The organism is Ralstonia sp. ASV6 (assembly GCF_016429285.1).
Classification (GTDB): Bacteria; Pseudomonadota; Gammaproteobacteria; order Burkholderiales; family Burkholderiaceae; genus Ralstonia; species Ralstonia flaminis.
Genome location: NZ_JAELUI010000005.1, coordinates 57,760 through 69,246, shown reverse-complemented (window position 1 = coordinate 69,246; position 11,487 = coordinate 57,760). Strand labels below are relative to the sequence as shown.

The 11,487-nt window shown below is 64.2% G+C and carries 8 protein-coding genes and 1 pseudogene; 3 read left to right on the top strand and 6 right to left on the bottom strand.

Annotation, left to right across the window (positions count from 1 at the left end):
- Positions 1–43: 43 nt before the first annotated feature.
- Positions 44–298, bottom strand: a complete 255-nt coding sequence (locus JHD73_RS01890) for a hypothetical protein (protein ID WP_199027137.1) — start codon at positions 296–298, stop codon at positions 44–46.
- A 238-nt stretch (positions 299–536) separates the two neighbouring features.
- The gene (locus JHD73_RS01885) at positions 537–1,766 is read right to left on the bottom strand and encodes a cupin domain-containing protein (RefSeq protein ID WP_199027135.1); all 1,230 of its coding nucleotides are present in this window, start codon (positions 1,764–1,766) and stop codon (positions 537–539) included.
- An 11-nt stretch (positions 1,767–1,777) separates the two neighbouring features.
- On the opposite strand from JHD73_RS01885, the gene JHD73_RS01880 reads away from it, so the two are divergent.
- Complete coding sequence (locus tag JHD73_RS01880) at positions 1,778–2,302, top strand: peptidylprolyl isomerase (protein WP_199027132.1); 525 nt, start codon at positions 1,778–1,780, stop codon at positions 2,300–2,302.
- A gap of 51 nt (positions 2,303–2,353) precedes the next feature.
- On the opposite strand, the gene JHD73_RS01875 is transcribed toward JHD73_RS01880, so the two are convergent.
- From JHD73_RS01875 to JHD73_RS01860, 4 genes and pseudogenes are all read right to left on the bottom strand, one after another.
- Positions 2,354–3,436 (bottom strand): metallophosphoesterase, encoded by a 1,083-nt coding sequence (locus tag JHD73_RS01875; RefSeq protein ID WP_199027130.1) that lies wholly within the window; start codon positions 3,434–3,436, stop codon positions 2,354–2,356.
- Positions 3,436–6,087, bottom strand: a complete 2,652-nt coding sequence (gene mutS, locus JHD73_RS01870; protein ID WP_199027128.1) for a DNA mismatch repair protein MutS — start codon at positions 6,085–6,087, stop codon at positions 3,436–3,438. The genes JHD73_RS01875 and mutS overlap by 1 nt, the downstream gene beginning before the upstream one ends.
- A gap of 143 nt (positions 6,088–6,230) precedes the next feature.
- Positions 6,231–6,580, bottom strand: a pseudogene (locus JHD73_RS01865) (hypothetical protein).
- 18 nt (positions 6,581–6,598) lie between these two features.
- Entirely contained in the window at positions 6,599–7,489 is an 891-nt protein-coding gene (locus tag JHD73_RS01860; protein ID WP_199027126.1) for a LysR family transcriptional regulator, read from the bottom strand.
- A gap of 208 nt (positions 7,490–7,697) precedes the next feature.
- On the opposite strand from JHD73_RS01860, the gene JHD73_RS01855 reads away from it, so the two are divergent.
- The gene (locus JHD73_RS01855) at positions 7,698–9,539 is read left to right on the top strand and encodes a methyl-accepting chemotaxis protein (protein WP_199027124.1); all 1,842 of its coding nucleotides are present in this window, start codon (positions 7,698–7,700) and stop codon (positions 9,537–9,539) included.
- 89 nt (positions 9,540–9,628) lie between these two features.
- Positions 9,629–11,437 carry a methyl-accepting chemotaxis protein gene (locus JHD73_RS01850; RefSeq protein WP_199027122.1) on the top strand — a complete coding sequence of 603 codons (1,809 nt, stop codon included), beginning with the start codon at positions 9,629–9,631 and terminating at the stop codon, positions 11,435–11,437.
- Positions 11,438–11,487: the final 50 nt, after the last annotated feature.

The following is an 11,487-nucleotide window of genomic DNA, read 5'->3' as shown; positions in this document are numbered from 1 at the left end:
AAGCCGACCCGAAGGTCGGCTTTTTGTCTCGCGAGAAACGCGATTATTGCTTGGCAGCCGGAGCCGAAGCTTCTGCAGCCGGAGCAGCGGCGGCGTCCGAAGCAGCCGGGGCCATCGGAGCAGCAGCGTCCGAAGCAGCCGGAGCAGCAGCGGCGTCCGAAGCAGCCGGAGCGGCCGGAGCAGCAGCCGGAGCCGAAGCTTCCGGAGCAGCAGCCGGAGCAGCAGCTTCTTCCTTCTTACCGCAAGCAGCCAGAGCCACAGCAGCCATCAGCGAGGCGATCAGGAGAGACTTTTTCATTTTTCGATCCTTAAACTGAATATGGAAAGCGGACAACAGAAAGGGCGATGAATAATTACCGGTAATTATCGCTCTAGAACTACACCTTCTTCTGTGCTTCCAGCCGAGTTGTACAAAAGCAACCCCGGCCAGCAAGCTAGCGTCGGATTATAGCGACCTTTACACACCCTGTGTAGCCGAGTCCGGCCTACAGCAGGCGGGATTCATGCGCTTTTGTAACGATCTGTTTCAGCGCGAATCAGCGCGCTCCAGGCCCTGCCAGACGCAGCCAACCTTCTTCGTACCAGGCATGCAACGTGTCCATGAGGTCGGGCAGATCGGCCGCTGCATCGACGGATGCTCCGCTTGCGCCGCGCTGGTCCGCCAACGCGGACAGCCACGCAAGCAGCGTACCCGCCGGCTCGAACGTGTCACCGTTGATCCAGAAGTGCTGACTGCTGTAGAGCGCCTGCGTGCGCGCATCCAGCACGATGCCTTCCTTGCGTGCTCGGGCGGTGAAGCGTGCGAGCGGCAGGCGCGGCTGGGTGATGAAGTCGACGTGGTCTTTTGGTTCCGACAGATAGGCGCCGAGGAATTCGCCGACAAGCTCGGGTGTCCAGCGCAGCGCGTTGAGCTTCTGTGTGAGCGCTTTGACCATGGCGGCAGGCAGTTCGCCGGGATGCTCCGTGGGCTTCTGTTCGGGGTCGGTGTAGCGACCTTCAAAGTTAGGATCGTCTTCCAGCGTTTGAGAGAGGAAGCCGAGAAAGTGGCCGGCAAGTTCCCGGTACGACGGCGAGCGAAAGCCGATCGAATACGTCATGCAGTCGCCCTCGGCCACACCGTCGTGCGCGTAGTGCGGGGGCAGGTACAGCATGTCACCGGGTTCGAGCACAAACTCTTCTTCGGGCTGGAAGTTGGCGAGGATCTTGAGCGGCAGGTCCGGCACGAGGGTTAGATCGTCCTGTGCCGAAATGCGCCAGCGGCGCTTGCCATGGGCTTGCAGCAGGAACACGTCGTACGAATCGAAATGCGGGCCGACACCGCCGCCGTCAGTCGCGAAGCTGATCATCACGTCGTCGAGCCGTGCGTCGGGAATAAAGCGGAAACGCTGCATCAGCGCTTCAACCGCCGGTTCAACGAGGTTCGCACCCTGCACGAGCACTGACCAGTTGCGCGTCTTGCGCGAGGGAAGGGGGCGCTCGTCAAACGGGCCTTGCGTGAAGGACCAGCGCCCGCGTGATTGTGCGATCAGCCGGGACTCGACGTCCGGACGTTGCGCCAGCGCCAGCACCCGTTCGGGTGACAGTGGAAAGTGCAGTGCACGCATCTCGTCAGGCGAGAGCGCCTGGCGGATCAGTAGGGGTTTCTTTTGCCAGTGCGTGCGCATGAAATCGCGCGGTGACAGACCACCCAGCAACTGTGCCGGACGCCCCGCCGGAAGAGCGGGTTGGACGCCGCCATCGGCAGCGTATAATGAGACTTCGTTCATGGAGTGCGCAATTGAAAATCGCGAAGAATACGGTGGTGTCGGTGGCTTACAAACTGTCCGACGCGCAGGGTAACGTCATCGAGGAGTCCGATGAGCCGATGGTGTACTTGCACGGCGGCTATGATGGCACGTTCCCCAAAATCGAGGAAGCGCTGGACGGCCATGAGCAAGGCTTCGAGACGAAGCTGCAGCTGGAACCGGACGACGCTTTTGGCGAGTACGACCAGGAGCTGATCAAGATCGAGCCGCGTGATCGCTTTCCGGAGCCGCTCGAAGTCGGCATGCAGTTCGAAGGCGTGCCTGAAGACGGCGACGAGGAAGACGCCGTCGTCTACACCGTCACGGACGTGGCGGAAGACAAGGTTGTGCTGGATGGTAACCATCCGCTGGCCGGCATGGCGCTGCGCTTCGATCTGAAGGTGACGGACGTGCGTGAAGCCACTGCCGAAGAGGTCGAGCACGGCCACGTGCATGGCGAGACCGGCCTTGAAGTGGTCGACGAGGACGAAGACGACAAGCCGCACACGCTGCACTGATCGCCTGATTCTGCAGCACACATACGAAACGGGAGCCGTGGCTCCCGTTTTTTATTGCGCTGGTATGGGCTGCACTGGCGTGGGTACTGCGTCCGGCGGCGGTTCGCTGGCGATACGGCGGCCGCGCACATGAAATAGCGGCGCGCGGCCCGGCGTGACCGAGACTTCCAGCCATTGATCGAGCGTGGGCGAGCCATACGTGCGCGCGCGCATGACATGCGGGTCTGGGCGACCGTCTTCATCCTTGAGCGGACGGTCGAGCAGGAAGGTCTGGCTGGCGCCGTGGATGAGCAGGACGGCGCCGTCGTAGTCGCGCGTAAGGGTGCGCAACTGGCGCTTGAGTGCCAGATAGCCGTCGTGCGGGCGGCGGCGCAGCAGGCCGTCGAGCAGGTTTGGCGCGCGGCGCCGCTCCCAGCCGTCTTCGAACAGCGGGTCGGCCTGCATCATGATGACTACGCCGGGCGCCTTGCGCTGTCGGGCAACGGCGAAGGCGCGTGCCAGCCACTGGCGATTGGCTTCGAGGCGGTCTTCGTATTCGCCGTTGCGGCCACCGGCGTTCTTGTAGTTGTTGTTGTCGCCGGGCACGTTGAGGGTGACGAACAGCACGCCGCCGGTTTCCCAGCGGGTGTTCTCGCGGTAGCTGCGGAACTTGGCCTGATCGGACTGGCGCATGATCGTCATGGCGCGCTGACCGAGCGTGTTGTCGTCAGGGTAGAACAACTCGCGTAGGCGCAGCAGGCGTTCGATCGGGTCGAAGCGGCCGGCGGCGGGGCGCTGGCAGTCGCTCCAGTCGTGGTCACCCGGAATGTAGATGAGCGGCGCGCTCAGGCTGTCGAGCAGATCGTGGCGCGCTTCGAGCAGGGGATCGGCGCAAGACTCATCGCGGCCTTTCAGGTTGCCCAGATGAACCACAAAGGCCGGATGCTCAGCGTCGATCGCATCGAGCAGTGTGCGTGCCGGGCCTTCCTCGTCGGCGCGCTCGGGCACGTTGCCGATGACCGCAAAGGTGAAACTGGGCGGTGCGGTGGGCTTTGAATCCTTGGGCGCGGCTGCTGCTCCGGCGGCCGGCACCAGCATCGCCAACACGATGGCGATGCCTTTGAGTGTGCAAGAAACCGAGCAGGGCCGGGTCATCAGGCAGATGGGGTGGACAGCGCCTTGAGCCGGTACAGTGCGTCAAGCGCTTCACGCGGCGTCATGTCGTCGGGGTCGATGCCTGCCAACGCATCAGTCAATGCGTTATTGGGTGCTTGGGCATCCGCATCATCGTCGTCGCCGTCGATAGGCGTATCTGCAGTAAGCGCGAACAGGTCAAGCTGTGGTGTTGCGCCAGTGTCGGCGGAATGCTGCTCCAGCCAAGCCAGTCGCTTGCGCGCGGCACGGATGACCGGCTGCGGCACGCCTGCCAGCTGTGCAACCTGCAAACCATAGCTCTGGCTGGCCGGGCCTTCTTGCACAGCGTGCAGGAAGACGATGCCATCGCCATGTTCTACGGCCGAGAGGTGCACGTTGGCGGCCTGTGCAAACTCCTGCGGCAGTTGCGTCAGCTCGAAATAGTGCGTGGCGAACAGCGTGTGGCTGCGGTTGTGCGACAGCAGATGGCGCGCGATCGCCCAGGCAAGCGCCAGGCCATCGAAGGTACTCGTGCCACGCCCGATCTCATCCATCAGCACCAGGCTGTTGGCCGTGGCGCGGTGCAGGATGGCAGCGGCTTCGGTCATCTCGACCATGAAGGTCGAGCGCCCGCCCGCCAGATCGTCTGCTGCACCGATACGCGTGAAGATGCGGTCGATCGGGCCGATGGTGGCGCTCTCCGCCGGCACAAAGGCGCCTACGTAGGCGAGCAGTACGACCAGCGCGGTCTGGCGCATGAAGGTTGATTTACCGCCCATGTTCGGGCCGGTGATGAGCAGCAGCTTGCGTGCTTCCTGCAATACGCAGTCATTGGCGACGAACTGTTCGACCTGCTGTTCAACCACCGGATGGCGCGCACGCACCAGCTCGATGCCGGGGGCCTCCGTCAACGTTGGGCGCGACCATGACAGCGCGTGTGCACGTTCGGCTAGCGTGGCCAGTACGTCGGCCTGCGCCAGCGCGGCAGCGATGCGCTTGAACTCGGCCAGGTGCGGCAGCAGCTTCTGCAGCAGCTCTTCGTAGAGGAGTTTTTCACGCGACAGGGCGCGGTCCTGCGCGGAGAGTGCCTTGTCTTCAAACGCTTTCAGTTCGGGCGTGATGTAGCGCTCGGCGTTCTTGAGCGTCTGGCGGCGGCGGTAGTCATCGGGCACCTTGGCGGCCTGGCCGTTGGTGACTTCGATGTAGAAGCCGTGCACGCGGTTGTACTCGACGCGCAGGTTGGCAATGCCGGTGCGCTCGCGCTCCCGTGTTTCCAGGTCGACAAGGAACTGGCCGCAGTTCTCGGAGATGTCGCGCAACTCGTCGAGGTCGGCATCATAGCCACGGGCGATGACGCCGCCGTCGCGCACCATCGCCGCGGGCTCGGCCATGACGGCGCGCTGGAGCAGGGCGTGCGCATCTTCGGGCAGGGTGAGCGCGGCATACAACTCGGCCAGCAACGGGGCAGCATCGCTTTGCGGCAACTCCTCGCGGATTTCCGGTAGCCGCGCAAGCGTGTCGCGCAGCGAAGACAGATCGCGTGGGCGGGCGCTCAACAACGCCAGCCGCCCGGTAATGCGTTCCACATCCGACAGCGTGCGCAGCGTTGCGCGCAGTGTCTGCCAATCGCTGCCGAGCAGCACCTCAATGGCCTGTTGACGCGCCTGCGGCACCGCGCGCTCACGCAGCGGGTGATGCAGCCAGTGGCGCAGCAGGCGGCTGCCCATGCTGGTGGCGCAGGTGTCGAGTAGCGAGAACAACGTGGGCGACTCCTGCCCGCGCAGCGTTTCCGTCAGTTCCAGATTGCGGCGCGTGGCGGTGTCCAGGCCGATGAATTCGCTCTCGTGCTCGACGGTCAGGCCGATCACGTGCCGCAGCGACTGGCCCTGCGTGGCCGCCGCGTAGTTCAGCAGCGCGCCAGCGGCGGCCAGTGCAGCCGTCAACGTTTCCGCGCCGAAGGCGACGAGGCTTGCCACGCCCAATTGCTCACGCAGACGGCGTGCGCCGGCTTCCACGTCGAAGTGCCAATCGGGCAGGCGCGTGCGGGCAGCGTCGAAGGCGATGGCGTTGAGCGTGGCGTCATCGGCCAGCACTTCGGCAGGGCGAATGCGTTCGAGTTCGCGCTCGAGCTGGTCGGGGCTGCATTCCATCATGCGCAGCTCACCGCCGACGAGGTTGAGCCACGCCAGGCCGATCAGCGGCGCGGCGCCGCGCTTGCCTGGCAGGTGTGCGATGGCCAGCAGGTGGTTGTTGACCTTGTCTGAAAGCAACGCCGCATCGGTGAGCGTGCCGGGCGTGACCACGCGCACAACTTTGCGTTCGACCGGGCCCTTGGTGGTGGCTGGGTCACCGATCTGCTCGCAGATGGCGACCGATTCACCCAGTTTGACCAGCTTGGCGAGGTATTGCTCGGCGGCGTGGAACGGAATGCCGGCCATGCGGATCGGGTGTCCGTTGGAGCTGCCGCGCGCGGTGAGCGTGATGTCGAGCAGGCGCGAGGCTTTCTCGGCGTCTTCAAAGAAGAGCTCGTAGAAATCGCCCATGCGATAGAAGACAAGCGTGTGCGGATGTCCCGATTTGAGCCGCAAGTATTGCTGCATCATCGGGGTGTGCTTGTCGAAGGGGCCGTATTTCGGGTCGATCTCCAGAGCTGGAGCGGAGTGTTCAGCCATGCGGTGCAATGAGTACTAAGGCACGGCGCGCGATCCGATGTGACTCGATGGAATCGCGCGCGGAAGGTGTTGAATCGCGCAATTGTTGCACAGGTGGGCAGCCGCTTCCTGGCGAATTGTCCGCAGCAAGCGGGGCCGAAATGTCAGGTGTAGAACACCGGGTGGTAGGTGACTGCGCTGCTGGGCAGCGCGCCCCGGAAGATCAGGGCCTGGAAGTACTCAGCCGGCACGGCCGTAGTAGGCCGGGTCGCCGAGCACAACGTAGCCTGCCGCACCGAGTGTTGTGCGTAATGGGTCCAGCGCGGCGCGCATCAGGCTCGCGCCAATGCCCATCGCGTTCGGCAGCCAGCGAAACGGTGAGCGCGCCCGCCTCACGCAGCGCGCGGACGATGTCCGGCTCGTTGTGGCTTGTGTGCTCTGCATCGCGGAAGGCGGCAATAGTGACGGCTTCGATGGTCGATATGTCGGCGTGGGCTTCGGGGCGGATCAGCACATGTGAAGAAGTCTGGGGTCAGGAGGAGGCCAGTCGCGCTTCCAGAAAATCCAGAAAGCACGCAATGCGTGAGGCCAGTTGTGTGTTGCGGTAGTAGACCGCGTGAATGGGTTGCAGCACCTCAACAGTGGCATCGGGCAGGATTTGGGCGAGATCGCCTTTGCGGCGGTCTTCGGCGGTCATGAAGTCGGCCAGGCAGACAATGCCGGCGCCTTGCAGGGCGAGCTGGCGCAAGGTCTCGCCGCTGGATGCCTTGAGCGCGGGTTCGATACGCAGATGATCGCCGTGCGGGCCGCGCAGGGGCCATTGGTTGAGCGATTCGGGCTGAACGAAACCAAGCAGCGTGTGTTTCTGCAGATCGGCCACCGAGCGTGGCCGGCCATGTGCCTTGAGATACGCGGGGCTTGCCAGCACCCGCAGCCGGCGTGTACCGAGCAGCCGCGCGCGCAGCGTGGAATCGCGCAGCGTACCGATGCGGATGGCGACGTCGGTGTCTTCTTCCAGCAGGTCGATGATCAGGTCGTTGGTGTTTAACTCCAGCTCGATCTGCGGATACTGCGCACGAAAGTCGGGCACCAGCGGCGCGATCACGTGCAGCATGAACGGCATGGCGGCGTTCACGCGCAGGCGCCCGGCGGGTTGCTGGCGGCGCAGGGCGATTTGCTCCTCGGCTTCATCCACGGCTGACAGAATCTGCCGCGCCTGCGCCAGAAATACGGTGCCTTCGTCGGTGAGTGAGAGGCGGCGCGTGGTCCGCGACAGCAGCGTGGTCTCCAGCTTCTCTTCCAGCCGGCGCAACGCACGGCTCACGCCTGAAACCGTCTGGCCGAGCTGCTCGGCGGCAGCCGTCACGGAGCCGGTATCCACCACCGTGCGGAAAGCGAGCAGTTCTTCAAGCGTGGTCTTCATCGTTGATTATCGATTTTCAGTCAAGAATATTCTGCCCAAGGCAGACCTTCTTGCAAAGTCGCACTTGCCTTGGGCTTGCTGAGTACTTGCCTGAGCGCGCTGCTCAAGATTGGTGAACATGTTGCCGATAGACCATCCGGAACGCTAAAACCATGGGGAGACGCATTGCGCACATGACGCGATCGATTCCCGCTACGGAGACTCTGGAATGAGCAAGCTCAGCTTCCGCCAAAAGCTTTGGCTGCCGCTGGTCATCAGCCTGATCGCGTTGACCCTGATCTCGGTGTTCAACGCCTATCAGTCGCGCGAGATCCGCGTCGAGGAACGCAAGAACAACCTCGTCAGCGTGACCACCATGGCCATGAACCTGGTCAAGCAATACGACGACCTGGCCAAGAGCGGCGCGCTGACCAAGGACGAGGCGCAGAAGCAGGCGCTGGACCGCTTCAAGGCGCTGCGCTACGACAAGGATGGCTATTTCACCATCACCAACTCCACCAACGTGGTGGTGATGCACCCGATCAAGGCCGAGTTCATCGGCAAAGACCAATCCGGTTTCAAAGATGCGCAGGGCAATGCCGTCTACGTTGGCCTGTCCAACGCCGCAAAGGATCCGAAAGGCGGCTTCACCAGTTACGTGTGGCCGAAGGTCGGCGGCACGGAGCCGGTGCCCAAGACCGCCTTCGCCATGCGCTACGAGCCGTGGGACTGGGTGTTTTCGACCGGCGTCTACATGGACGACATCAACGCCGCGTTCATGAACTCGCTGTACCAGACGGGCGGCCTGCTGGTGCTCGTGGCACTGGCGCTGGTGGCACTTGCAGGTGTCGCCAACCGCAGCCTGCAGCGCACGCTGGGGGGCGATCCCACCTATGCGGCCGAGGTGGCCAACCGCATTGCCGGCGGTGACCTGACTGTTGAGATCAACACCCGCGCCGACGACCAACACAGCCTGCTTTACGCCATGGGGCGCATGCGCGGCGCGCTGGTGCAGACCATCAGCCGCATCAAGGGCGCTTCGGACACCATCGGCACGGCCACGCGCGAGATCGCCAGCGGCAACCTGGATTTGTCGTCGCGCACCGAGCAGCAGGCCAGCTCCTTGGAGGAGACGGCGTCGGCCATGGAAGAGTTGATGTCGACCGTGCAGCAGAATGCCGACAACGCGCAGCAGGCTAACCAGCTTGCCGTGTCCGCATCGGACGTAGCGGTGCGCGGCGGCGATGTGGTGACGCGCGTGGTGGAGACGATGGGCTCGATCAACGCCTCGTCGCGCAAGATCGTCGACATCATCGGTGTGATTGATGGCATTGCCTTCCAGACCAACATTCTCGCGCTCAATGCCGCCGTGGAAGCCGCACGCGCAGGTGAGCAGGGCCGTGGTTTTGCGGTCGTGGCAGGTGAGGTGCGCAGCCTCGCACAACGCAGCGCGGCTGCGGCCAAGGAGATCAAGGCGTTGATTGACGACTCCGTCAACAACGTGGATGCAGGCAGCGCGCTGGTGGAGGAAGCCGGCACCACCATGCGCGAAATCGTCGCCAGCGTGAAGCGCGTGACCGATATCGTGGGCGAGATTTCCTCCGCGAGCCAGGAGCAGCGCTCGGGCATCGAAGAAGTGAGCCATGCCGTCACGCAGCTTGACGACGCGACGCAGCAGAACGCTGCGCTGGTGGAAGAGGCGGCCGCTGCCGCGCAATCGCTCGAAGAGCAGGCGGTGAGCCTGACGCAAGTGGTTGCGCAGTTCCGCCTCGATGCCCATGCACTGCGCGCGCCGGCCATGGTTGCCAAGATTGAGCCAACCATTGCACCCGTTTCACCGGCGGTGCCGTCAGCACCCAAGGCCGAAGCCCCGCGCCGCGAACCCGCCAAGCCGAGTACCGAAGCCGCCAAGCCCAAGCTGACGCCACGCAAGGCACCGCTGCTGCGCAAATCGGCTGACAAACCAGTCGACAAGCCGGTGGTTGCCGCACCGGTTGCCGTGCCTGCCAGCCTGACGAAGGCTAAGCCCCTGGTGGCTGCCGGCGACGATGCAGACTGGGAAACCTTCTGACCTATTCACCTTGCTGACCCTGCGGGCGGCATTGCACGCCTGCTTCCGGCGCAGCGCAATCGCGTGCTGACCGGACCCCGGAGACAAAGATGGACCGCGTTCTGAAGAACACCAGCGTGCGCGCTGGCCTGCTGGCGATTCTGATCACGTTCGCGCTGATGATCGTGGTTGGCGCGGCGGTGGGTGTGCTCGCACTGCGCACGACCAATGCTGCAACCGCGCGTGTGCATGACATCTCGGATCGCAGCATGCTCCTGAACGACGCTTACAAGGACATGCAGCGCGCGCGCACCGGCATGTCGCGCTTGTACAGCGTCCTGCGCGAGAACATGGACGATGCAGCCAAGGCTGCCGCGCTTGAGAGCTCGGAGAAGGGCCTGAAGAAGTCCATCGCGCAGGTGGAGGCGTTCAAGAATGCGCCGCCCATCGAGGGTGTCGACGATGCGTTGCGCCAGTCCATCGTCCAGGCTGCGCAGACGCACATCGAAGCCGTGCAGCGCGCCCTGGCAGTCTTGCGCGCCGGCGATGCCGCAGCCTATGCGCCCCTCAACTACAAGGATGTGACGGATACGGGCGCAGCGTGGTCGGCGCAGATCGAACGCTTCCAGCAACTCGTCAAGCAGTTGGCAAAGGACCAGACCGATGATGGCCGCGCGCGCTACGAAACGATCCTTAAGTTCGTCGCGCTGGGTATTGCGATGGCGCTGGCGCTGATCGTGGCCGTGTTCTATGCGCTCAGGGCGTTCGTGATCACGCCGCTCAATGAAGCGGTGACGGTGCTCTCGCGCGTGGCCGAGGGCGATCTGGCTGTCCATGTCGAAACCGGTGGCCGCAATGAACTCGGTCGCCTGCTGGCGGCAGTGGCGCGCATGCGTGAGAGCCTCGTGAACACCGTGCGCCAGGTGCGCAGCAGTTCCGATTCGGTCAACACCGGCGCGCATGAAATTGCCAGCGGCAACCTGGATCTGTCCACGCGCACGGAGCAGCAATCGGCATCGCTGGAGAAGACGGCGGCCAGCATGGAGCAGATGACGTCCACGGTCAGCAACAACTCTGAGAGCGCCCGCCAGGCCAGTGCACTGGCGTCGAATGCTGCAGATCTGGCATCGCGTGGCGGCGAGGTCGTGCGCGGCGTGGTGGCCACCATGGATGACATCAGCGCGGGCTCACGCAAGATGGCTGACATCATCGGCGTGATTGACGGCATCGCCTTCCAGACCAACATCCTCGCGCTCAACGCGGCTGTGGAAGCCGCGCGCGCTGGTGAGCAGGGCCGTGGGTTTGCCGTGGTGGCGGGTGAAGTGCGAGCGCTGGCTCAGCGCAGCGCGGCCGCCGCCAAGGAAATCAAGACGCTGATCGACGATTCGGTTTCGCGCGTGCAGGCCGGCCATACGCAGGTGGCGCAGGCGGGGGAGACCATTACCGAGACGGTGGAAGCCGTACGCCGCGTCGCCAACATCGTTGAAGACATTGCCGCCGCATCGGCTGAGCAGACGCAGGGCATCATGCAGATCGGCCAGGCGGTGTCGGAAATGGAGCAGGTGACGCAGCAGAACGCCGCGCTGGTGGAAGAGGCAGCGGCCGCCGCGCAGTCGCTCGAAGAGCAGGCGAAGAACCTCACGCAGGTGGTGTCGCAGTTCCGCCTGGATGGCGCCGAGCTTCTTGCCAAGGCGGCCCCGAAGGTCGAGAAAGCGCCCAAGGCCCACAAGACTCTCAAGGCCGCAGTGACGGCCACCGCAAAACCGGCCAAGCCCACGCGCATCGCTGCCAGCAAGCGCGAACCGAAGATCGCGGCTAGCACACCGGCCGCCATGGCGCCTGCCGCTACCTCGTCGGCCAGTAAGCCGCCGTTGGCCGTGGCGGGCGGTGGCTCCGATGCGGATTGGGAAACCTTCTAAGGCGCTAGCCCGGCACCGGCACGGCGGGCGCGCAGGCACAAAACCCTCGC

What these genes read in the sequence shown, in the direction of transcription:
- mutS (WP_199027128.1), bottom strand. Translation starts at nt 6,087, where the DNA reads ATGGCTGAACACTCCGCTCCAGCTCTGGAGATCGACCCGAAATACGGC.
- JHD73_RS01860 (WP_199027126.1), bottom strand. Translation starts at nt 7,489, where the DNA reads ATGAAGACCACGCTTGAAGAACTGCTCGCTTTCCGCACGGTGGTGGAT.
- JHD73_RS01875 (WP_199027130.1), bottom strand. Translation starts at nt 3,436, where the DNA reads ATGACCCGGCCCTGCTCGGTTTCTTGCACACTCAAAGGCATCGCCATC.
- JHD73_RS01855 (WP_199027124.1), top strand. Translation starts at nt 7,698, where the DNA reads ATGAGCAAGCTCAGCTTCCGCCAAAAGCTTTGGCTGCCGCTGGTCATC.
- JHD73_RS01850 (WP_199027122.1), top strand. Translation starts at nt 9,629, where the DNA reads ATGGACCGCGTTCTGAAGAACACCAGCGTGCGCGCTGGCCTGCTGGCG.
- JHD73_RS01890 (WP_199027137.1), bottom strand. Translation starts at nt 298, where the DNA reads ATGAAAAAGTCTCTCCTGATCGCCTCGCTGATGGCTGCTGTGGCTCTG.
- JHD73_RS01885 (WP_199027135.1), bottom strand. Translation starts at nt 1,766, where the DNA reads ATGAACGAAGTCTCATTATACGCTGCCGATGGCGGCGTCCAACCCGCT.